The following is a 21,350-nucleotide window of genomic DNA, read 5'->3' on the forward strand; positions in this document are numbered from 1 at the left end:
CATGAATTAGCGATAAAAATTGTATTCTTCATACAGCTTTAATAATCGAGTCATTTCTTCGCTATCTTCTCCATAGAAAAAGATTGTTCCATAGTGGTTTCCAAAACCAATGCGTTCAGCGACTTTTCCTTGAGGAGGGGTGAACATGTCATGTTTTTCGAAATAAGGATGCTCCTCTAACTCTTCAGGGATGGATAGCTCCTCCACATATTCGGTGTTTGGATGGACCATTAAACAGCCTGCATATCCTTCTGGTTTCGTAGATATATCAGGGAAAAAGTCATTTAATTCTTCTTCTGTCGTTTTTGGATCACTGCACAATATTTGCGCTTCATATGCATTAAACCCGTAGGCGCGTTCAATTAGTTCAAAAATATGTCCGCCGGGGACTCGAGCAGCCACTTCTCCAAAGTGAAGTGTGCCATCTTGAGTAATAAAATATTCTGGATGGATGACACCATATTCAATTTCAAAAGCATTGACTAAATCTTGAATGGCTTTTTCAATTAAAGGGCGTTTCTTTTCAAGAGATGGGGATGCTGGGACGAAATTAGAGTAGCCAAGACGAATATATTCAGTAATATTAAGGAAACGAACTTTTCCATTGTGAATAAAGGCTTCGCAAGAGAATTCCTGACCATCAAGGTGGCTTTCCATGAGGAGGGGGAAGTCAGAATCTTCAAGTTTTTCTACATCTTCAATTTGACTAATGGCATGGTGACCAACTGAACCTGCTTGATCTAGTGGCTTAACGTGAATAGGATCTAATAAGTCGCCATCTACTTTAAGCAATGCTTCATTGACTCTTTTGAGAAAGCGTTGAACATCTTTTTTATCACGGGCTTCTTCAAAAACTCCAACTTTAATTCCTGATATTTGTGCTTTTCGTTTCATCATTCCTTTGTCACGTAACAAAAGCGAGCGATTAAACACTCTCGGGTCTTTACGAAAGCGAGCATTTAAAGCACCAGCCCACTCTACACATTCTTCATAAAGAGGGACAGCGACTTCTACTCCCATTGCTTTTAGTTGCTTGAATAGATGATCAGATCCTTCATTGATACGGCTGAAATCCCATCCAACAAATTGAATATCATGTTTTTCAGCAATAGGTTGAAAATCTTTTGGTCCTACTACTACAAATGGATGCTTTAAACGAGCAGCCGCTTCTATTGCTGGTATGCTCCAACCTATCAATGCGGTTAAGTAAGGTTTCGTTTGTTTCTCCTTTGGTAAGTCTTCACTGGATGGAGAAATTTCTAATTGATCTAGTTCCATTCAATCCCTCTCCTTTTCATTAGATATAAGGAAGTAATACTTGAGAAAAATTCCCTTATATATAACCCTACCAGAAATAAGTCAAAACTGTAAGTGATTCCTTTCCGATTCGACGATGTTTCTCAAAACTAGTGTTAAAGCTACATATCTATTTAACACTCATGAATCTATTCTCGTTGTATAGGAGTGATGAGGTTATGCAGAAGCAGTTAGGGGGAAAATATAAAGATATAGGAGAGTACCCTTCAGGAAAACGACTAAATGAACAGTTTTTTTGGAAATTAACTTTTCTAAAGGTTTAAATGATTGGTCAAAATCATAGCGTTTTGTGTTCCCTTTTCCTCAGGAGGGGACACGTTTATTCTTTTGGTTTGCACTCCATCAGCCAACAATCACGGTATTCTCCTTCATGCAATTCACGCTTTGGCAGTAGCTTTACTTTTTCAAAGCCGCACCTTTCATAGCATTTAATAGCTCTTTCGTTTTGGGTTTGAGGGTCTAAAACTACGAGTTCGGCTTCTTTATGTAAAAATAAGAAGTTTACAATAGATTTGACCAGTAATTGGCCAATACCTTTATTCCAATATAGTGTTTCACCGATGAATTGATCGATGCCAAAAATGGTTTGGGTTAAAGAATAGCCATAAACCTTAGTATCTTCTTGAGTTAATGGATAAAATTGAATATAGCCTATTGCAGTTCCTGCGAACTCAAAGATTGCTCTTGTCGTTTCATCATTTCTGTTATAAAACTTCTTTTCGACCATCTCAATATCGAAAGGATTGTCCCTTCCTTCATAAAATTTGAGTACTTTTGGATTAGAAAGCCATTTGAAGAGCAAATGTTGATCTTTAATCCTTAGTGGACGAACAACAAGTTTTTCATTTTGAAATATCATTTTTCTATTTCTTCACTTTTGGTGTTGTCTAGCTTTTCATTAATGGCGTTTGTTTCTTCTAGTGCCTTTTCGCCAAACCAGGTGATGATTTTTTCCTTAGCTTTATCTTTACAGTCTTCGTCAATAAAAATAGCCACGGTGACAAGCGCGCCGAAAAGTCCTGAAAAGTCATCTGTGTAACCACCAGGAATAAGGTCTGGTAATAAATCTAATGGGAAAATAAAGTAGCCTAGAGCACTAATAATCACAGTTTTTGCCCATAAAGGTGTTGTTGGTTTTTGTAACGCATAATAAAGTAGTAGAGCTACATAGACGACAGAAACTCCAGCTTTTTTCCCAAATCGCTTTATCTTCTCCCAAAAGGATGAATCTGAAAAGTGCTTCGCATATTTTTGATCATGTGTTTGTGAACTCATTTAATCACCTCGTTTATTTGGAAAAGTTCTTGATTTTAGATTATCATATAAGGCTTAAAGACTACAATTAATTGTATGTTGAATCTAGAAAAAGAAAAAATATGTATTTTGATTTACAATATACTTCAATACTACTTATTTATGAGGAGAGTTAAAATGTACAAGAATATAATTTGGGATTTTGATGGAACGCTTTTTAATACTTACCCAGTGATGGCAAATATTTTTAAAGACACTCTTGAAAGGAAAGGAATCGAAGAACCATTAAATGAAATTGTTAAACAAATGAAGGTCTCTATGTCTTCAGCTTTCAACTATTATGAAAACAAATATCGAATAGACAGTAACTTTTTAGATGAATACCATATTCGAAGAAAAGAAGCGGAGATGCAACAATCAAAACCATTTGAAGGAATAGTGGATATATGTAAATATATTTACTCTACAAATAGACAAAACTATTTATATACACACCGAGGAGAATCAGCTATAAAGCTATTGAAGATGTTTGGTTTATATGATTACTTTTCTGATTTCATCACTCTTGAGCATGGATTTGAGAGGAAACCAAGTCCTGATGCCCTTCATCATTTAATTAACAAACATAACATGTCTCATTCAGAATCGATTATGATCGGCGATAGAGATTTAGATATTTTAGCGGCTCACAATGCTGGCATCACTGCATGTTATTTCACAGAGGGTGATGAAATAAGTAACCATGCTGATTACAACATTAGCGACTTCAAACAACTTTACTCTATCATTTGAAATAAACTCTAGCTGGTGATGAGGTGCATTTTTTTAAAAGCAGATGATTTGCTTTTGGTTATTCAATTTGTCACAATTGGTCTTAGTTACCATTTCATCAATTTTGATAAGGAGGTCTCTTAATAATGAAAGTTTTTGTAGTAGGAGCAAACGGCCAAATTGGCACACAGCTGACAAACTTACTCAAACAAAGTGACGATCACAGTGTCGTTGCAATGGTAAGAAAAGAAGAACAAGCCAAAAAATTTGAGGAAAAAGGCATCGAAGCAAAAATCGCTGATTTAGAAGGTAGTGTAGAGGATATTGCTGAAGCAGCAAAAGGATGCGATGCTATTGTCTTTTCTGCAGGCTCAGGAGGGCAGACTGGGTACGATAAAACCTTATTAATTGACCTAGACGGTGCGGCCAAGACAATTGAGGCTGCTGAAAAAGCTGGAATACATAGATATGTAATGGTCAGCTCTCTTCAAGCCCATAACCGTGAGAACTGGAGCGAGCAAATCAAACCTTATTATGTGGCAAAACATTATGCAGAAAAAATATTACTCCAAAGTAATTTAAACTATACAATTGTTCGACCGGGTAGGCTACTAAATGAACCTAGTATCGGAAAATTTTCGTTAACAGCCACTCCAGATAATTTTTCTATTCCTCGTGAAGATGTGGCAAAAGTACTGTTTGAAGTGATTGATAATAAAAATACATTCAAGCGTTCCTTTGATGTCGTTTCTGGTGAAGAAACGATTACAGATGCTTTAACATATTTGGAAGACTAATATTATTTAGTTCTATCATTGGATTTCGCCCATGAAATCCAATGATAGAATGTTTTTTCACTTTATTCCTAGACGGATTCTTGCTCCCTTTGTTATTGAATTAAACGATTATACACAAAATAAAATCGAGATTACCGTTTGTCTCTTCTCTATTTATTGCACTAATTTTCTTTAAATTTTCATAAGTGAATGTTTGACTTTGAAGACTGTTGATCGGGATGATTTTTGTTCTACCAGATGTGAATTCGAATATGAGATCAACATCCGTTGGGAGATTTTCGATCGAGATCATTCCTGTTCGTCCTGTTTCTTGAAGTGCTTCATACAACCTATATTCAACATTAGGCAGCATTTCATCCAATTGTTGACTAGCTTCATTTTGGTTGCATACTAAAAAATTATCAAATTTAATACAAATTGAGTACAATAGAATATTCAATAACTGGTCAGTAGGGTTTTTGAGGATTATTTTACATACATTCTCAAAACTAAATGTAGTGTAATCTCTGGTTATGGTCCTTTTAATGATTTCACAATCTTTAGTGACAAAAATAATTTCTATATCAAAAGGGTCTCCTTGATTAAAATTATAAAGCGTAATTGCGCCATCTTTTCCTTCGTTAGCCAAAGATTGATATATTGTTCTCTCACTCATTTCCGGTATAATCACATCAAGTCCAGCAAGGTTTTGATTACAAACCACACCCTCATTACAATGGCTATTCAGGCTACTCTCCTCCTTTCTTAAGGGATACTTCATTGTATGTAAGCTTATCCAAAAGTGATTAGGTACTTGCGGAAGTGGAAAACCTAAAAATATCTAAAATTTTATTTTTCTTTTTATTGACTCACTGGCTCCTTTACGTTAATCTAAAACCAAATTAATATCAGGATTGTGACCATGTTGCGGGCAAGACCTTAGGTAAGTATGGAGTCATTTATTTGAGTCCTATAAATACCTGTGGTCTTTTTTTATTTTCAATCTTTTCTTATGGTTCACTGTAAGAGAGGGTAAAATAATGAAATCAAGAAGAGTGACTGTTTGCAGAGGTAATGCGTTATATAAAGGAGGGACATCTTTGAAGATTCATCGTATTCTGAATAATAATGCGGTTGTTGTTAAAGAGAATAATGTAGAGAAGGTTGTAATGGGTTCGGGTATTGCCTTTCAAAAACAGCGTAAGGATATTATTAATAAGATGAAAATTGAGAAAGTCTTTACGATGAAAGAAGGGAATAAAAAGTTCCAAGAATTGTTAGAATCGGTTCCTGTCGAGCACATTGAGATAGCTGAAAAGATTATTAGTTACGCAGAAGGAAAACTACAAGCTCCTTTAAGTGACCATATTCATATATCATTAACGGATCATCTTTCGTTTGCTATTAATCGGTTTGAACAAGGTTATACAATCCAAAATAAATTGTTGAGTGAAATTAAACTGTTATACAAACAAGAGTACGAAATTGGTCAGTGGTCACTTGAATTGATTAAACGAGAGCTGAATATCGAGCTACCTATTGATGAGGCAGGACATATTGCTATTCATATTCACACCGCTAAAATGAATTCGTCTGATTTGGAGAATACACTAAAACTTACGACGGTCATTTCAGAGTTAATCGAGATTATTGAGAAAGAGTTAAAAATTAATCTTGATGAAGAAGGAAATTTTTATCAACGTATGATTACTCATTTGAGGTTTGCTCTTTCAAGGATGGAAAAGAAAGAACCTTTTCACCAAATAGATAAAGAATTACTTGAATTAATTAAAGGGAAATATCATAATTCTTTTGAAATAGCAAAAAAGATAGCCCGATATTTAGAGAATGTATATGATTTTATCATTCCTGAATCCGAAGCCGGTTATATTGCGCTTCATATTGAAAGAATTGCTAAACGTTCCCAATGAATAAGGGGTTGACGTATATGTCCGTTTAGGATTACAATGAAAGCGCTATAATAAATAACTAAATATGTGGGATTGTTACTGGATAAGCAGGCAAGACCTAAAATGAGCGATAATATTTTATTCGCCCGTTTTAGGTCTTTTTTGTTGTCATAAATTTCTGCTTACGGATAATCCTATTAATAGAAGAAAGGGTGAAGAAAATGGATGTAAAACAAATAGCATCTCAACTAGTTCCTTTATTAGGAGGAAAAGAAAACATTGTTAGTGCGGCACATTGTGCCACGAGACTCCGCTTAGTATTAAAAGAGGATGATAAGGTTGATAAGAAAGCAATTGAAAACCTTGATGGAGTAAAAGGGGCCTTTGCTAGCTCTGGTCAGTTTCAAGTAATCTTTGGTACAGGACTTGTAAATAAGGTGTATGCTGAGTTCGTTAAAGAGGCAGGTTTAGATCAAAATAACGAGGAAGTAGTAGATCATCAAGAAGCGGTTAAGAAAAAAATGAACCCTCTTGCTCGTTTTGCAAAAACATTGTCTAATATTTTCGTTCCTATTATTCCAGCCATCGTTGCAAGTGGTTTGTTAATGGGATTACTAGGAATGATGAAAACGTTTGAATGGGTTTCAGGAGACAGCGCGATCATTTTATTCCTTGATATGTTTTCTAGTGCTGCTTTCATTATTCTACCTATCTTGATTGGTTTTTCAGCAGCGAAAGAATTTGGTGGAAACGCATATTTGGGTGCAGTCATCGGTGGAATTATGACCCATCCAGCATTGCTTAATCCTTGGGGACTAGCCAATGCTGAACCAGAAGTCATTAACTTTTTAGGGCTAAATGTTGAGCTTTTAGGTTATCAAGGAACGGTTGTACCCGTTTTACTTGCCGTTTATGTGATGAGTAAAATTGAAAAAGGCACTCGTAAAATTGTTCCAAATGCGATTGATTTACTTGTCACTCCTTTTGTAACGGTTATTTTAACAGGTTTAATAACCCTTTTAGTTATTGGTCCTTTAGGAACTATAGTTGGTGAAGGTATCACAACTATATTGAACTTTGTTTATGATAATGTTGGTTTTGTATCAGGTATTATTTTTGGTGGTATTTATTCTGCTATTGTCATTACAGGAGTTCACCATAGTTTCCATGCCATTGAAGCAAATTTAATTGCAGATATTGGGGTTAACTATTTACTTCCAATTTGGTCAATGGCTAATGTGGCTCAAGGGGGAGCAGGTTTAGCCGTATTTTTCAAAACAAAACGTGAAAAAACGAAGCAAGTGGCTCTTCCTGCCGCATTTTCAGCTTTCTTAGGTATTACGGAACCGGTCATTTTCGGTGTAAACTTAAAATACCGCAAGCCATTTATAGGTGCTATGATTGGTGGAGCACTAGGTGGAGGATACGTGGTTCTAACTGAAGTAGTTGCCAATGCTTATGGATTAACAGGTATTCCAATGCTCGCAATTGTTGCCCCGTTAGGAGCGACCAATTTAATCAACTATATCGTTGGCTTTGCGATTGCTCTAGTAAGTGCATTTGTCGCAACTTGGTTATTAGGATTTAAAGAAGAAGAAAATTAATTATAAGAGAAGAGATCAGGTTTATTTGTACCTGATTTCTTCTGTTTCATGAGGAGAGATATGATGAAAAGTGGAATCATTAGTCTAGGCGAAGCATTAATTGACTTTATTCCTATGGACGAATCCAATTTAGTTTATCAAAAATGCCCTGGAGGTGCTCCAGCAAATGTAGCAGTAGGGATTGCTAGACTGGGTGTCCCATCTACCTTTATAGGAAAAGTTGGCGATGATGTATTGGGCAACTTTTTAAAAGAAACACTGACCAGCTATGGAGTAAATACGTCTCAAATGCCCTTAACAAATGAAGCGAAAACAGGGGCAGTCTTTGTAACATTAGGAGAAAATGGAGAACGTAGTTTTGATTTTTATATTAATCCAAGTGCAGATACCTTTTTAAATACTGGAAATATAGATGAATTAGTTATAGGGAAAGAGAGAATTTTACATATTGGGTCTATTTCATTAATAAGGGAACCCTCAAAATCAGCTACTTTAAAAGCAATTGAAGTGGCAAAGAGGAACGGTGTACTTTTTTCGTTTGATCCTAATATAAGATTATCTCTATGGGAAGACGAAGAATCTGCAAAAAAGGAAATTACTTCTCTTCTTTCTCAAGTAGACATTTTAAAGATTTCAGATGATGAACTTCAATTTTTAACAAATCAACGAGATATAGACAAAGGGATAGACCTTCTCTCATCTTACAATATTCCGTTAATCGCCATTACGTTAGGTGCAAAGGGAAGTGTTCTTGTAACCAAACAAGGGAAAGTTCATGTACCTGCTATGAAAGTGGAAGCAGTTGACACGACAGGTGCTGGGGATGCCTTTGTTTCGGGACTTTTATTTAGTGTTTATCACTATGAAGGGAACCTATCCCGTATGACCATTGAACAAGCGAAGCAGATAGGTCAATTTGCTAGTGTTTCTGGAGGACTAGCTGCATCAACTAAAGGAGCCATGACGGCATTACCTACTCTACAAGAAGTTGAAAACAAACTAACTGAATAGCAGGTGAAAAGATGCTTGAGGATTTAGTGAAAAAAGAAGTAGATAAACATAAAAAGAAGGTTGAACAAGATTCGTATCGTTTAAGCTACCATCTCATGCCACCTGTAGGCTTATTAAATGATCCAAATGGATTTATACAATGGAGAGGGCAATATCATCTCTTTTATCAGTGGAATCCGTTTGAGACGGGGCATGGAGCGAAGTTTTGGGGTCATTATCAATCAAAGGATCTCGTTCATTGGCAAGATTATGGCGTTGCTTTATCTCCAACAAATTGGTTTGATAAAAATGGATGCTACTCAGGAAGTGCGGTCGAGGATTCATTGGGAAAACTCGTTTTGTTTTATACAGGGAATGTTAAGGATGAACAAGGAAACCGCCAGACGTATCAATGCCGAGCGATTAGCGAAGATGGTCTTCATTTTGAGAAAGAGGGGGTTGTCATTGAACTTCCTGAAGGCTATACGGCTCATTTTCGTGACCCGAAAGTATGGAAACATGAAGATCTATGGTATTTGGTCGTTGGTGCTCAGTCTGAAGATTTAAAAGGAAAAGTCGTGTTGTTTCAGTCTAATGACTTAAAAGAGTGGCTTCATTTAGGAACTGTTGCAGGTAGTCATGAAGGATCATTAGAAGATTTTGGTTTTATGTGGGAGTGTCCAGATCTTTTCCAACTTGATGGACAAGATGTGTTAATTGTTTCCCCGCAAGGCCTTCAACCAGAAGGATATAAATATCATAATAAATACCAATCGGGTTATTTTATTGGTAATCTGGATTATAATCAAGTGAATTTCGAACATGGAACGTTTACAGAGCTTGATCGAGGGTTTGAATTTTATGCTCCTCAGACAACAATGGATGATCAAGGAAGAAGAATCATGATCGGTTGGATGGGCGTTCCGGAGCAAGGGGAAGACCAGCAGCCAACGATTAAGCATAACTGGGTTCACACACTGACTATTCCAAGGCAGCTCCACTTAAAAGAAGGTAAGCTTTATCAAATGCCAATTAGAGAGTTGAAATCTCTTCGGCAAAATCGAGTTGATTTTTCACACGTGGTTATAAATCAAGAGGAAAAAGAGCTTGCTCAAGTTGCTGGTGATGTAATGGAATTGGAATTAAACAAAATTAATATCCTAAATGATTTTCGGATCAACATTCGTAACCACTGTTATATTCATTTTGATAAACAAAGGAAGCTGTTTTCTTTTGAAAGAGAACGTTTTACAGGTGACGGCATGGAGTCAAGACATTGTGATTTAGAAGAATTGAAGCAGTTGTCTATCTTTTTAGATACTTCTTCAATCGAAATCTTTATCAATCATGGACAAGAAGTGTTTACTTCAAGAATCTTTCCTTCCCCTCATGATAAAGCAGTCTCTTTTCAATCATCCGAACAAATTACCTTTGATTTAGTCAAATGGAATTTAAACTAATATACAAGCTGTTTGAACAGAGAGTAATGCTGTCCAACAGCTTTTTTGTTTTGATGCTATGATAAGATGAAAAGAAAGGGAAAGGGAGATAGTGATGAATACATACAAAGTCATTTTATTTGATTTAGATGGAACACTTTCAGATCCGAAAGAGGGAATAACAAAATCAGTTCAATATGCCTTGCAAAGAATGAATATTCATAAGGTAGATGTTGATCAATTAGAAAAGTTTATCGGACCTCCCCTGCAAGTTTCTTTTGCTGACTATTACGGTTTTAATAAGGAAAAAGTAGATATTGCGATCGGTCATTATCGAGCAAGGTTTAAGGAGAAGGGTATGTATGAAAATGAGTTATATCCTCAAATTCCATCTTTGTTAAAAACCTTGAAAGAAAGCGATATGACTTTAGTTGTTGCTACGTCTAAACCTACTGTGTATAGTGAACAAATATTAAAGCATTTTAAGGTTGACGATTATTTTGATCTTGTTGTTGGAAGTAATCTTGATGGAACGAGAACGTCTAAAGAGGAAATTATTCAAAATATTCTTAATACATATTACGAGTATCAACTAGAGGATTTTATTATGGTTGGAGACAGAAAACATGATGTTATAGGAGCGAATCAAACAGGGATTGACTCTCTCGCTGTTACTTATGGTTATGGTTCATTGGAAGAGTTACGTGAGTTTAGTCCTACTTATATAGTAAATACAGTGGATGAAATAAAAGATATTTTAACCTAATTACCGAGAAGTCGCCCACTTCTAAATGAAGAGAAAGTGGGTGATGAATCGGTTCTTTTTTTGTATAATATTGTTATAGAATGTCAAGGTAGGTGAAAATCGTGACAAAGCTAAACAAGGCGTATAAATTCCGTATCTATCCTACACGTGAACAAGCTTCTCTTATTCGCAGAACCTTTGGTTGTGTGCGTTTTGTGTACAACAAAATGTTAGATGACCGTAAGAAAACCTATGAGAAATATAAGGATGATAAGGAAACCTTGAAAATGCAAAAGTTCCCGACACCTGCCCAGTACAAACAAGAATTCAAATGGTTGAAGGAAGTTGATTCACTCGCTTTAGCGAATGCACAAATCAATCTTCAAAAAGCGTATCAAAACTTCTTTGCTAAAAAGGCTGACTTTCCTACCTTCAAAAGTCGTAAATCGAGACAATCCTATACAACAAATGTGGTCAATGGGAATATTAAACTTATAGATGGATTGATCAAACTACCAAAACTGACATGGATAAAAATCAAACAGCATCGCCCAATACCTGATGGACATAAGATAAAAGCATGTACGATCTCCATGACTAAAACAGGGAAGTTTTTTGTGTCCATCTTGACTGAATATGAAAAGAAAATTGTAGAACAACCAGCTCATTTATTGATTGGTCTAGACTTTGTGATGAATGGCTTATTTGTCGATAGTGAAACAGGTAAGAAAGCCAATTACCCTCGTTTTTATCGTCAAATGGTAGAGAAGCTAGCCAAAGAAAGCCGCATATTAGCTAGACGAACAAAAGGCTCTTCTCGTTGGCATCAACAGCGCTTAAAAGTAGCGAAAATTCATGAGAAAATCGCCAACCAAAGAAAAGACTTTCTTCATAAACAGTCTTATAGACTCGCAAACCAATACGATTGCGTCATTATTGAAGACCTCGATATGAAAGGGATGTCTCAAGCATTGAAGTTTGGTAAAAGTGTAGCTGATAATGCCTGGGGGAGGTTCACATCCTATTTAGAGTACAAGTTAAAAGAACAAGGAAAGAAACTAATCAAGATTGATAAATGGTTTCCTTCTTCAAAAACGTGCTCAAATTGCGGTCAAATCAAGGAAGAATTGACGCTTTCTGACCGAGTGTTCCATTGTCATTGTGGATTCTCATCCGATCGTGATTGGAATGCGTCAATCAATATCAAAAACGAAGGTATTCGAAAGCTTACATAAAGGAAACAAGAACTCTTGGTTCACGAGGGATCGCCTAGTCCATTAGAGACCATTAGGTTTCTGTACCTAGGAAGCATCCACCTCTAATCGCTAGAGTAGGTGGTATGTAGTTCACTAGAGAAGTGAGTCAATTTCATTATAGTGTGTGTTTAAAAAGTAGGGAAAAAAGGGCGCTGAATAGAAAAGCTGAAACCCTTTGTAAGTCCATCATCTAAGAACAGCCGCGTCCTGCGGCTAACAATGATGCTAGCACATCGTGTGCATCGCCGACAAGCATAAGGCGAACATAACGTGAAGGTGTTCTTTACCTTCACTAAGTGTTTGACTTATGACCTCGAGGGTGTAAGGGGTGAAGCTAGACAGGAACGAGGCGGTCTACTTAAGGATCACAGGCTAAGAACAACCACATCGCACGAGTTAACGCCTGCGCTAGCACTTCGTGTGCGCATGAGGAGCGGAAAAGCAACCAACAAAGTTATTCAACCGACCACTACGGAACATCATCTAAGTTCAGCCACTTCCTTTGGCTAACGATGATGCTAGGCCATCCAGGCCATCGTAGGACTTTTTAAACAACCTCTTATAGAAAACAAGAAAATAGATTTAATTTTTGAATACATCGTTGGTACTTTTTATTTTTGAGTTATGAAATTGATTCGAGTAATCATATTAAAGGAAAAGAGGGGGGAGGTCAAAGGTATTTAGGGTCTTACATTGTACATACTGTTATTATACTCTGTTAGGATAGACAGAGAGTTATCAATAAGATAAGATCAACTATACGATCATTTTTTCAAAGGAGATATCCACCCACATGCTTACGAATTTGAAACCATTCATCAAGACTAATTGGGAAAAACAGCAGTTTTCTCATTTCACTACTATTCAAGAAAAATCAATTCCCCTTATTATAGAGGGAAAAGACGTTATTGCTCAATCTCCAACAGGGACAGGAAAGACGTTAGCCTACTTGTTGCCGCTTTTACATAACATTGATTCAGAAAGCAAAGCCACTCAAGCCGTTATTTTAGCTTCTTCCCAAGAGTTGTAATGCAAATTTTAAAAGAAATTCAAACATGGGGAGAAGGCAGTGGCATTCGATCTGCTTCCATGATAGGTGGAGCAAACGTTAAAAGGCAGCTTGAAAAACTAAAGAAAAACCCTCATATCATTGTTGGGACACCAGGACGAGTGTTTGAACTCATTCAAAAGAAAAAACTGAAGATGCATGAGGTGAAAACGATTGTGTTAGATGAAGGCGATCAACTTTTAACACATGAACATGTATCAACAATTAAAAGCATCATCAAATCTTCTTTAGCTGATAGGCAAGTATTGTTGTTTTCAGCTACTTTACCAAAAGAAACGGAAGAAAAAGCAAAAGAGCTGACGAATGAAGCCACCATTATTAAAATTGACAAGGATGAATCGATTAACACAGCTGCTATCGACCATGTTTACTTTAAAGCAGAGCAAAGAGACAAAATGGCTGTTTTAGAAAAGCTATCGCGATTAGAAGACGTTAAAATTCTAGTCTTCATGAAAGATATAGGGCAAATAAATGTGGCGGCGGAAAAGCTATCATTTAAACAAATTGACGTATCACTTCTTCATAGTGAGCTGAACAAAGATAAGCGAAAAAAAGCCATGAAAGATTTTCGACAAGGCCAAACAAATATGCTCCTAGCAACAGATGTTGCGGCTAGAGGGCTGGATATCAAAGCCATCACCCATGTGGTTCATTTTGATTTCCCTAAAAGTCTCGAACAATATGTTCATCGTTCTGGTCGTACGGGAAGATTTGGAGCTGAAGGTACCGTTATATCTATTATTAATCATAAAGAAGAAAGAGATTTAGAAAGAATGGCAAAAAAAGCTTGGTTTCAAGGCGGAAGAAAAACGCTTTTATCATGGGGAAATTGTTGACGCATAAAACGAAACCATCAGTTGAGGAAAACTCACTGATGGTTTGTTTTTTTACTTGTAACTTCAATTAACTCTTCTATAGATTCTTCTCCTAAGTATTCGATATAGTAAACAACATTCTCTTTTCTTGCAATGATGGCCTTTTTGAGACCGTCTTCATTTATCCACAGTTCATCAAAAGTACGATTATCCAGTGGTTGAAAATTTTTATTGAATGATCTTTTGTCCATTAAATCATTAACAAAACGCTTTGCTAACCAAGTGGTTTTTATGTCGTATCGCTCAGATATAAGAGATGGTCGGTACTCCATATTCATGTGATTCCACTGTCTATCTTTAAATTCAACTACTTCATATAACTCTTCATAAGCATGGACGAAAAGACTTGAATCTTTTAAAAAATAGCTTTCGTGATCATCTCTTTCATAGTTAGCTTCATTATTGATATCGTCCATTCCGACAACTGATAAGTTCTCATCTAATATTTTATGGTAACGATCATCATCATTTGTATTTAATAGATTACTCCAAGCGAATCCATTCAAAATTAGCACAAACGCCAACATAATGACTCCTTTTAGATTATATTGAAACCTTTTTTTTCTTATAATTTGTACGATGGTTGAGAAAAACACCAGACCTTAATTTGTTGATTAGCTTTTGTGTATGGAAGACGTTTGCTATCATGTTGAGTGATAGAATGAAGAAGAAGAGAGAAATACAAAAAATAAATACCATATTATTATTTAAATAGCTCGTCACAGGATTTCTATAAATTAAAAATAGATTTAAAAAATAGATGATTGTAACAACGGCGAATGAGACCGTATTTGTGATGGCTTTTTTTTTCAAACGATTGAACACTTTTGCTTGTTCTTTTGGTTCAGCATATAGCTCCTCCATTTTCCCTCTAAATATAAGAATTACATCGCTACGATCAACATATTCCCACCCTTCTTGTTTGAAAAGCTCAATCTTATCTTTATACGTACTGTTATTCTCTTTGATATCAATTCGGTAGTTGATGGTTTCGGGTTCACATTGTTCAAAAGTAGCCCATAAACTATTGATTTTAATCAGCTTCCACCCTTGTTTCGCCATGTCTGTCAGCCAAGACTCGTATTCTTCAACATGCCACTGATTAAGTGAGCGGAATTTTCTTTTGATTTTTTTCTTCATTATAGTAACTCCCCTTTGGTTACTATTATTTCAAATGGCTAACGACATGACAACAGTTTTAGATGTAGATATTTAACAAATTTATATTGAACGAATGGCACAATTATGATATTCTTATCCTTAATTATTTACTAGAAAAGCGATGATGAGGAAAAGTAAATTGAATCTTTCTTTATACAGAGAGTGCCGAATGGTGAGAAAGCACAAGGAAAATCAATTGAAAAATGGTCTTTGAGCTGCTAGCTGAACTTCCCTTGGATAATAGGGAGTAGTAGGTGTGGCCGAGTATGTCTCTCGTTATAAAAGACAACGGTATAAGAGCTTGTTGCCTCCGTACCGGTTGAGGTTGATGATTTATTGTCAACGAATAAAGGTGGTACCACGGGATCCAAAGTCTCGTCCTTATTGTATGTTACATAAGGACGGGGCTTTTTTTACAGAGTAAGAAAGTATATAAATAGGTCTTTTTTTGGATGGTGCTTTTATTTTTGTCTAGCTCCAGCGCCCAGCGACTGGTGATGCTTCGTCCTCCTCTCTACGATAAGTCAACATCGAAGCCTGCGGCTTTTCGTGTTTCCTTTATCTCATGCGGGGGTCTATAAGCACCTGCGTCGCTAGATGGGCGCTTGCGCTTTTCTTATACTTTAGAATTAGGAGTGTTAATGATGAGTGTATTTATAGGTGGGGCTTGGCCTTATGCGAATGGGTCCTTACACATTGGACATATCGCTAGTTTATTACCAGGTGATATTATCGCTCGATATTACAGACAAAAAGGAGAAAAGGTTTTATACGTTTCAGGAAGTGACTGTAATGGAACGCCGATAGCGATACGTGCAAAACAAGAGAACAAATTGGTGTCGGAAATTGTGAATGATTATCATGAGGAATTCCTCTCTTGCTTTGAAAAATTAGGTTTTACTTATGATCATTATGGAAGAACGGACAGTGAAGACCACCATCAAACAGTACAAAAAGTGTTTAAAGAACTATTAAATAAGGAATTCATCTATAAGAAGGTTGTGAAGCAAACGTATTGTGATGCATGCCAGCAGTCATTACCAGATCGTTACGTAGAGGGAACTTGTCCGCACTGTCATCATCCTGCTCGAGGAGATCAGTGTGAAAGCTGCTCGAAAATATTAGATGCCGCAGATTTATTGGATAAAAAGTGTAAGAATTGTGGGAATGAACCATCAATGAAGGACTCGGAGCAGTTTTATTTTACTTTGAAAAAATTTCAGCCCTCATTAGAAAGTTACTTAGAGAAGGCTAAAGAAAATTGGCGAGACAATGCGATTCAGCTTACCGAACGGTATTTGCGTGAAGGTTTAGTTGATCGAGCAGCTTCAAGAGATTTATCAGTAGGAGTGCCGCTACCTGTAGATGGATATGAAGACAAAAAGGTGTATGTGTGGATCGAAGCGGTTTGTGGATACCTTTCAGCAAGTAATCAAACAAAAGATGGAGGATTATTTTGGACAGAACATACGAAAACCTACTATGTTCATGGGAAAGATAACATTCCTTTTCACACGATTATTTGGTCAGCCATTTTATTAGGGATAGATAAAAGACCATTGCCTCAATCCATTATTTCTAGTGAATATGTGACGCTGGAAAAGAAAAAAATTTCTACAAGTAGAAATTGGGCAATATGGGTGAAGGATCTACTGGATCGGTACCATCCTGATACGGTTCGTTACTTTTTAACGATTAATGCACCCGAAAATCGCGATGCCGATTTTTCCTGGAGAGAGTTCATATACAGTCATAATAGCGAACTTTTAGGTTCGTATGGAAATTTTATTAATCGTACATTAAAATTTATTGAAAAATACTTTGATGGAGAAATTCCTAATGAAAAGATTGATCCCGTATTAAAAGATCAAGTAGTGACTCTTTATGATCAGGTAGGGGAATTAATTGAGAAAGGTCAATTGAAAAAGGGAATAGAAGAAGTATTCTTACTCGTTAAAAAAGCAAATAAATATTTTGATGAAAGGGAGCCATGGAAAACGAGAACCGAAAATATAAAAGAGTGTAGGCAAACGCTGGCTACCTGTGTTCATTTAATCATAAATTTTGCGCAAATCTTATCACCTTTTTTACCGTTTTCCAGTCAAGAAATACAGAGGTATTTCCAGATTGAAGAGTGGAAATGGGAACCATTATTTATCATATGGAATGGAACGATTGAAAATGTAAAACCATTGTTTGACCGAATTGATATAAAAGTGATTGAAGAAGAGAAGGAGAGGTTGTTTAATAAAAACGTGTAGGATTAAAATTTTAAAGGGGAGAGGCAAATGGATTTACTTTTTTGGTTTACCATTATTCTTACTGGTTGTTTAATCTATGAAATGTATAAACTGAAGAAAAAATATCAACTAAAAGAAAAAGAAATCGAATTAGAAAAGAAGAAGATAGAGTTAGAAATGATAAAATGTCAAAATCAAAAAGTGTAATATTTATAAGGACTAGAGGGGCTTTTTATTATTAGGTAGCCCCTTTTCAATTTTCAAATAGGTCTCCTTTAAAATTCGCTTCTTGTTTCAATGCTTTGTTCATAGCAGTTATGGCTTCTTTACTTTTTGTACATTCTTTTCGTGGTTCAATTTAACTCGAGCATGCTGCAAGACAGGCTTTACAGATTCAACAGAGCGACCAAACCGGGTCATCCAATCATACCTTGGGATCATCCAAGTATGAAAGTGATGTGGAGTGTCTTCGTTATAGAAGTAATAGACATTTTCAATACCTAATACGTTTCTTTGAGCTTTACGAATTTTAGATAAAGTATCTATGTAATTGGATTTTTCTCTTTCTGTTAATTCATCGAAGCCTTTTACGTGCCTTTTCGAAGTTAAAATCACCAACCCTCTAATAGGATAAATAACGTCTTGATGGGCGTGAAAAAATTCTGTTTCCATTACTTTTCCTCCATCTGGTTCAACGATCCCTCCAGCTATCGCGCAGCTTAAACATTCCACTTTTATTTTTTTACCGTCAGATAAGGTAATCTCTCTCAAAGAATTTCCCTCCTTTTAAGTTTTGTAATGGGATTTAAATAGAACAATAAAAGGATTTTCATCATGTAATTATTGGTAGTTTAGGGATAGTTTAATTGGAAGTGAGCTCACTTTTTGTGAATTGCTCATTGAGTGAACGATAAAATTTTTCAGGTTCATCGACTCGAATAGCCACGTTGGAATAAACCTTTTCAATCCCATAAATAAGAGTTGCGTCTGTAGGGGTCTTTAATTCTATAATCATCTGAGGATAGAGCATTTCAAGATCTCTAGCCATAAATTCAACGGTCGTTTGTTTATTTAATTTTTTTTTCTAATAGTTGTGCATCTATATTAATAGCAGAAATGTTTTCAAGGGGAATCTTCATTTTCTTCATCAATCCCATGGACAGATATAGATGTTGGTCAGTTATTTTAATTGGGTTTAACCTTAGCGACTGTATGTCTCCTATGAAAAAAAGAATGGAGTATATATTCAATATGAGAAGCACGATTGATAATACCATTGACTGGTTGTGGAGCCACCAATGTAAGCTAATCGTCTCCAGTATAATAGCATGGATAATCATGACTCTAAATGCAATGAAACTGGTATTTTTATGGAGAGTAAAATATTCTTTACCATTCGGTGCTTTTTGTCTCCAAGACCCTAAAGCGTAGTAAAACATAAGCATTTCAGACACAACTACTTGTACTAGTGGATTTTTTCGTACATTTCCTTCCACTGCTTTTGGAAAAGAGTGTAACAAGCTATCTTCGCACATTCTCACTTGTTTATATATTTTTGGTAAGTAACGTAACAAAATCAGAAGGATTGTAAACTCAAATAATAATATGAAACCTTCTATGGCAAATCCAACGTATGTTAATACGATAAATGGTTCAAGATGGTTTTCTGAGATGAGGAATCTAGCTATAACTAAGCCAGCTGCCATGAATATGATAAATCGTTTAATGGAATCACTTTTTTTCTTATAAATGGCTAACAAAATCAATGGTACAAAAATGGCTAAATCAAATAGGGAGCCGAAGACAACCCATTTGCTTTCTGTGGGGAGATCTATTGGAGATCTGTATAAGAGCAGATTAGTAGTTAATACGATGAATACCAATGAAATTGCAATATAATGTCTTTTGTTTGTTTCCCATGCAAACAAAGAATCACCTCTTTTTGTTATCTCTTTAATAATAACTGAAATTTGGATATTTTCACACAGTTGAAATCGTTTTTTTCATTAATTATTGAACTACACATGATTGTTACCATAAATCTTTTCTTTTTTAGACATATGCTTGACCATTAATTATGTATGATCTTTAAGTATAGAAAGCATCAAAAGATAAGAAAGAGGCGATAAAGTTGAAAAAAGTTATAGCTGCATGTATGGCGATTTCATTAATTACAGCTGGCTGTTCTATCGATCAAGAAGTTGTTGAAGGAGAAAATACAGAAGAGAATATGGACTCACAATCAGAAAATAGTGCTACAGAAAATGGTGAAAGGCCAAGTGAAGAAAGACCCAATGGGGAAGGACAAATGGGTGAAGAAGGGATGACACCTCCTGATTTAGAAGAGATTGATCTTCCAGAAGGAGTGGAATTACCAGAAGAGATGACTTTACCTCAAGTAATTCAGTACATTATGGAATCTGATGTGGATGAACTACCAGATGGTATGACTATACACGAAGATATGGATATAAAAGGTTTTCTAGAATGGATAGAGGAAAACCTACCCGCTCCAAATCATGGCCAAGGTGGGCAAAGAGATGAAGGTCAAGGTTAGATCTATCCATTCTGCACAATTTTGATATAAAAAAACTAAAGGAACAGTCTAAAGAGCTCCTTTGGTTTAATATTTTATAGTTATTATCAATCAACTATTTTTCCTCAAGATAGATTTTAATTGAAAACGTTTCTCCATTTTTCGTTTTAAAGGTTACTTCCCCTGAATAATCTTCGATTGCTTCTTCAATAGCCTCATTTAATTGTGTTAGACTACTTTTTGTACCGTTAATTTTGAAGTTTATGTCTTCTTCTATAGTAATGGTCATGGTATCATCTTCTTCATCATCTTCATCATCTTTAAACAGGTCGACTACATAATACATGATCATATAAATTGAGGCTAAACTAAATCCTACTCCAACTGCCCCTAACCAACTAACAGTGATTTCATTTATAAACCAGATCGTTAAACTGAATAATAGAGTGTTCATGATATACATAAATATTTTTTCTGATTTCGTTTCGTGAGTTTGAAATAGATAACCCCATGGCTGGCGCTTCCATAGTAGAATCATTACATCGACTAGTAATGAGAATAGAAAGCTTACAAGTGTAATTTTCAAAGACATTTTAAAAAATGCAAAGGCTCCAATAACATGGATCGTTATTAAGTCGAGTTGATCGAAGATAAATAAATTTGCCGCAATTAATAGGAAAGGAATTGATAGGACAATGACAACTGCTAATAAGACAATAAAAATTATAACGAGGAGGAAAAAAGCATTTAATAGTTTTTTAATTGACATAGTGAGATCTCCAAATGTTTTTGTAGTTTAAGATTGAAAGTAAAATCAAGGACGAGTGAAGACTATATTTAGTTAAAATAAAGGAGGTCTATCAATCATTATTTGAAGGAATTCCTTCAAATAATGATGTCATTCTCTACATTTTCGTTTATGATAATTAATATATCATAAAAAGTTCAATTATTGTAATATATTAAAATGGTAATTGGTGAACATAGTAAAAACAAGTCTTAAGGGGGATGGTAGAATGAAAGTCAATGAAGGAGATCAATTCGTGTGGGGAAAAAGGTTTACTGAAGAAGATATACTTCAGTTTGCGGAGCTAACAGGCGATAAAGGCCGTCACCATATGGAATGCGATGAAAGTGGAAAGTTAATGGTTCACGGATTGTTAACCGCTAGCATAGGAACAAAAATTGCTGGTGATTTAAACTATATAGGAAGTATGCTTTATACTGAATATTTTCGGCCAGTTTTCAGTGGTGATACGATCGAATGCGAGTTAAACATTATAAAAGTAGAGGAATTAGAAGGCATACAAAAAGTTTCTCTTGAGAGCGTCTATAAGAATCAAAAAGGGAAAATAGTGATGCAAGCAAAAAGCGAGGGGATTATTAGAAACTAGAGTAGATTTTTGA

At 35.6% G+C, this 21,350-nt stretch carries 23 protein-coding genes, 1 pseudogene and 1 other annotated feature; of the genes and pseudogenes, 14 read left to right on the plus strand and 10 right to left on the minus strand.

Annotated elements, in window-relative coordinates; all coding sequences use genetic code 11:
• Positions 1–6: 6 nt before the first annotated feature.
• The 3 genes from LC087_RS17055 to LC087_RS17065 all read right to left on the minus strand — a co-directional run bounded on the left by LC087_RS17055 (position 7) and on the right by LC087_RS17065 (position 2,592).
• On the minus strand, positions 7–1,278 hold the full coding sequence (locus LC087_RS17055; protein WP_226542415.1) for an ATP-grasp domain-containing protein: 1,272 nt from the start codon (positions 1,276–1,278) through the stop codon (positions 7–9).
• A gap of 358 nt (positions 1,279–1,636) precedes the next feature.
• Positions 1,637–2,176, minus strand: coding sequence for a GNAT family N-acetyltransferase (locus LC087_RS17060; RefSeq protein WP_226542413.1), 540 nt, complete (start codon positions 2,174–2,176; stop codon positions 1,637–1,639).
• A complete protein-coding gene (locus tag LC087_RS17065) occupies positions 2,173–2,592 on the minus strand; it encodes a YkvA family protein (protein ID WP_226542411.1) in 420 nt (139 codons plus the stop codon). Before LC087_RS17065 ends, LC087_RS17060 begins: the two co-directional genes overlap by 4 nt.
• 156 nt (positions 2,593–2,748) lie before the next feature.
• Here LC087_RS17065 and LC087_RS17070 point away from each other — a divergent pair, with 156 nt between their 5' ends.
• Both LC087_RS17070 and LC087_RS17075 read left to right on the plus strand, forming a co-directional pair.
• Positions 2,749–3,363, plus strand: a complete 615-nt coding sequence (locus LC087_RS17070) for an HAD-IA family hydrolase (protein WP_226542408.1) — start codon at positions 2,749–2,751, stop codon at positions 3,361–3,363.
• A gap of 125 nt (positions 3,364–3,488) precedes the next feature.
• Positions 3,489–4,139: an SDR family oxidoreductase gene (locus LC087_RS17075; protein ID WP_226542406.1), complete on the plus strand. Its 651-nt coding sequence runs from the start codon at positions 3,489–3,491 to the stop codon at positions 4,137–4,139.
• A 100-nt stretch (positions 4,140–4,239) separates the two neighbouring features.
• On the opposite strand, the gene LC087_RS17080 is transcribed toward LC087_RS17075, so the two are convergent.
• On the minus strand, positions 4,240–4,842 hold the full coding sequence (locus tag LC087_RS17080; protein WP_226542404.1) for a hypothetical protein: 603 nt from the start codon (positions 4,840–4,842) through the stop codon (positions 4,240–4,242).
• Between the two features lie 316 nt (positions 4,843–5,158).
• On the opposite strand from LC087_RS17080, the gene LC087_RS17085 reads away from it, so the two are divergent.
• The 8 genes and pseudogenes from LC087_RS17085 (at position 5,159) to LC087_RS19840 (ending at position 13,967) form a co-directional block, all read left to right on the plus strand.
• A complete protein-coding gene (locus LC087_RS17085) occupies positions 5,159–6,049 on the plus strand; it encodes a PRD domain-containing protein (protein ID WP_306019729.1) in 891 nt (296 codons plus the stop codon).
• A 200-nt stretch (positions 6,050–6,249) separates the two neighbouring features.
• Complete coding sequence (locus LC087_RS17090; protein WP_226542402.1) at positions 6,250–7,632, plus strand: sucrose-specific PTS transporter subunit IIBC; 1,383 nt, start codon at positions 6,250–6,252, stop codon at positions 7,630–7,632.
• A gap of 63 nt (positions 7,633–7,695) precedes the next feature.
• Positions 7,696–8,643: an aminoimidazole riboside kinase gene (locus LC087_RS17095; protein WP_226542400.1), complete on the plus strand. Its 948-nt coding sequence runs from the start codon at positions 7,696–7,698 to the stop codon at positions 8,641–8,643.
• 11 nt (positions 8,644–8,654) lie between these two features.
• Complete coding sequence (locus LC087_RS17100) at positions 8,655–10,082, plus strand: glycoside hydrolase family 32 protein (protein WP_226542398.1); 1,428 nt, start codon at positions 8,655–8,657, stop codon at positions 10,080–10,082.
• 94 nt (positions 10,083–10,176) lie between these two features.
• Complete coding sequence (locus LC087_RS17105; protein WP_226542396.1) at positions 10,177–10,827, plus strand: HAD family hydrolase; 651 nt, start codon at positions 10,177–10,179, stop codon at positions 10,825–10,827.
• A 101-nt stretch (positions 10,828–10,928) separates the two neighbouring features.
• Positions 10,929–12,041, plus strand: coding sequence for an RNA-guided endonuclease TnpB family protein (locus LC087_RS17110; protein ID WP_306019730.1), 1,113 nt, complete (start codon positions 10,929–10,931; stop codon positions 12,039–12,041).
• Between the two features lie 814 nt (positions 12,042–12,855).
• Positions 12,856–13,352 (plus strand): annotated as a pseudogene (locus LC087_RS19835) (DEAD/DEAH box helicase family protein); the annotation flags it as partial.
• 228 nt (positions 13,353–13,580) lie between these two features.
• Positions 13,581–13,967 carry a C-terminal helicase domain-containing protein gene (locus LC087_RS19840; RefSeq protein WP_371932712.1) on the plus strand — a complete coding sequence of 129 codons (387 nt, stop codon included), beginning with the start codon at positions 13,581–13,583 and terminating at the stop codon, positions 13,965–13,967.
• A gap of 32 nt (positions 13,968–13,999) precedes the next feature.
• On the opposite strand, the gene LC087_RS17120 is transcribed toward LC087_RS19840, so the two are convergent.
• The gene (locus tag LC087_RS17120; protein WP_306019731.1) at positions 14,000–14,530 is read right to left on the minus strand and encodes a hypothetical protein; all 531 of its coding nucleotides are present in this window, start codon (positions 14,528–14,530) and stop codon (positions 14,000–14,002) included.
• 19 nt (positions 14,531–14,549) lie between these two features.
• Positions 14,550–15,146 (minus strand): DUF2812 domain-containing protein, encoded by a 597-nt coding sequence (locus LC087_RS17125; protein ID WP_306019732.1) that lies wholly within the window; start codon positions 15,144–15,146, stop codon positions 14,550–14,552.
• 133 nt (positions 15,147–15,279) lie between these two features.
• Positions 15,280–15,553 (plus strand) — a binding site (T-box leader).
• Positions 15,554–15,811: 258 nt separating this feature from the next.
• Here LC087_RS17125 and metG point away from each other — a divergent pair.
• Positions 15,812–17,428: a methionine--tRNA ligase gene (gene metG / locus LC087_RS17130; RefSeq protein ID WP_226542876.1), complete on the plus strand. Its 1,617-nt coding sequence runs from the start codon at positions 15,812–15,814 to the stop codon at positions 17,426–17,428.
• A gap of 27 nt (positions 17,429–17,455) precedes the next feature.
• The gene (locus LC087_RS17135) at positions 17,456–17,614 is read left to right on the plus strand and encodes a hypothetical protein (RefSeq protein WP_226542878.1); all 159 of its coding nucleotides are present in this window, start codon (positions 17,456–17,458) and stop codon (positions 17,612–17,614) included.
• A gap of 108 nt (positions 17,615–17,722) precedes the next feature.
• Here the strand turns inward: LC087_RS17135 and LC087_RS17140 are convergent, their stop codons facing one another.
• From LC087_RS17140 to LC087_RS17150, 3 genes are all read right to left on the minus strand, one after another.
• The gene (locus tag LC087_RS17140; protein ID WP_306019733.1) at positions 17,723–18,178 is read right to left on the minus strand and encodes an HIT family protein; all 456 of its coding nucleotides are present in this window, start codon (positions 18,176–18,178) and stop codon (positions 17,723–17,725) included.
• A gap of 91 nt (positions 18,179–18,269) precedes the next feature.
• Complete coding sequence (locus LC087_RS17145) at positions 18,270–18,437, minus strand: hypothetical protein (protein WP_306019734.1); 168 nt, start codon at positions 18,435–18,437, stop codon at positions 18,270–18,272.
• 37 nt (positions 18,438–18,474) lie between these two features.
• Positions 18,475–19,335: a beta-carotene 15,15'-monooxygenase gene (locus tag LC087_RS17150; protein WP_306019735.1), complete on the minus strand. Its 861-nt coding sequence runs from the start codon at positions 19,333–19,335 to the stop codon at positions 18,475–18,477.
• 203 nt (positions 19,336–19,538) lie between these two features.
• Here LC087_RS17150 and LC087_RS17155 point away from each other — a divergent pair, with 203 nt between their 5' ends.
• Positions 19,539–19,964 carry a hypothetical protein gene (locus LC087_RS17155; protein ID WP_226542885.1) on the plus strand — a complete coding sequence of 142 codons (426 nt, stop codon included), beginning with the start codon at positions 19,539–19,541 and terminating at the stop codon, positions 19,962–19,964.
• A gap of 94 nt (positions 19,965–20,058) precedes the next feature.
• On the opposite strand, the gene LC087_RS17160 is transcribed toward LC087_RS17155, so the two are convergent.
• Positions 20,059–20,712 carry a hypothetical protein gene (locus LC087_RS17160; protein WP_226542887.1) on the minus strand — a complete coding sequence of 218 codons (654 nt, stop codon included), beginning with the start codon at positions 20,710–20,712 and terminating at the stop codon, positions 20,059–20,061.
• Positions 20,713–20,959: 247 nt separating this feature from the next.
• On the opposite strand from LC087_RS17160, the gene LC087_RS17165 reads away from it, so the two are divergent.
• Positions 20,960–21,337, plus strand: coding sequence for a hotdog family protein (locus LC087_RS17165; protein WP_226542889.1), 378 nt, complete (start codon positions 20,960–20,962; stop codon positions 21,335–21,337).
• Positions 21,338–21,350: the final 13 nt, after the last annotated feature.

This window comes from Bacillus carboniphilus (genome assembly GCF_020524035.2).
In the GTDB taxonomy this organism is placed as follows: domain Bacteria; phylum Bacillota; class Bacilli; order Bacillales; family JAIVKR01; genus Bacillus_CC.

What these genes read in the sequence shown, in the direction of transcription:
- LC087_RS17055 (WP_226542415.1), bottom strand. Translation starts at nt 1,278, where the DNA reads ATGGAACTAGATCAATTAGAAATTTCTCCATCCAGTGAAGACTTACCA.
- LC087_RS17060 (WP_226542413.1), bottom strand. Translation starts at nt 2,176, where the DNA reads ATGATATTTCAAAATGAAAAACTTGTTGTTCGTCCACTAAGGATTAAA.
- LC087_RS17065 (WP_226542411.1), bottom strand. Translation starts at nt 2,592, where the DNA reads ATGAGTTCACAAACACATGATCAAAAATATGCGAAGCACTTTTCAGAT.
- LC087_RS17070 (WP_226542408.1), top strand. Translation starts at nt 2,749, where the DNA reads ATGTACAAGAATATAATTTGGGATTTTGATGGAACGCTTTTTAATACT.
- LC087_RS17075 (WP_226542406.1), top strand. Translation starts at nt 3,489, where the DNA reads ATGAAAGTTTTTGTAGTAGGAGCAAACGGCCAAATTGGCACACAGCTG.
- LC087_RS17085 (WP_306019729.1), top strand. Translation starts at nt 5,159, where the DNA reads ATGAAATCAAGAAGAGTGACTGTTTGCAGAGGTAATGCGTTATATAAA.
- LC087_RS17090 (WP_226542402.1), top strand. Translation starts at nt 6,250, where the DNA reads ATGGATGTAAAACAAATAGCATCTCAACTAGTTCCTTTATTAGGAGGA.
- LC087_RS17095 (WP_226542400.1), top strand. Translation starts at nt 7,696, where the DNA reads ATGAAAAGTGGAATCATTAGTCTAGGCGAAGCATTAATTGACTTTATT.
- LC087_RS17100 (WP_226542398.1), top strand. Translation starts at nt 8,655, where the DNA reads ATGCTTGAGGATTTAGTGAAAAAAGAAGTAGATAAACATAAAAAGAAG.
- LC087_RS17105 (WP_226542396.1), top strand. Translation starts at nt 10,177, where the DNA reads ATGAATACATACAAAGTCATTTTATTTGATTTAGATGGAACACTTTCA.
- LC087_RS19840 (WP_371932712.1), top strand. Translation starts at nt 13,581, where the DNA reads ATGAAAGATATAGGGCAAATAAATGTGGCGGCGGAAAAGCTATCATTT.
- LC087_RS17125 (WP_306019732.1), bottom strand. Translation starts at nt 15,146, where the DNA reads ATGAAGAAAAAAATCAAAAGAAAATTCCGCTCACTTAATCAGTGGCAT.
- metG (WP_226542876.1), top strand. Translation starts at nt 15,812, where the DNA reads ATGAGTGTATTTATAGGTGGGGCTTGGCCTTATGCGAATGGGTCCTTA.
- LC087_RS17135 (WP_226542878.1), top strand. Translation starts at nt 17,456, where the DNA reads ATGGATTTACTTTTTTGGTTTACCATTATTCTTACTGGTTGTTTAATC.
- LC087_RS17145 (WP_306019734.1), bottom strand. Translation starts at nt 18,437, where the DNA reads ATGCTCTATCCTCAGATGATTATAGAATTAAAGACCCCTACAGACGCA.
- LC087_RS17160 (WP_226542887.1), bottom strand. Translation starts at nt 20,712, where the DNA reads ATGTCAATTAAAAAACTATTAAATGCTTTTTTCCTCCTCGTTATAATT.
- LC087_RS17165 (WP_226542889.1), top strand. Translation starts at nt 20,960, where the DNA reads ATGAAAGTCAATGAAGGAGATCAATTCGTGTGGGGAAAAAGGTTTACT.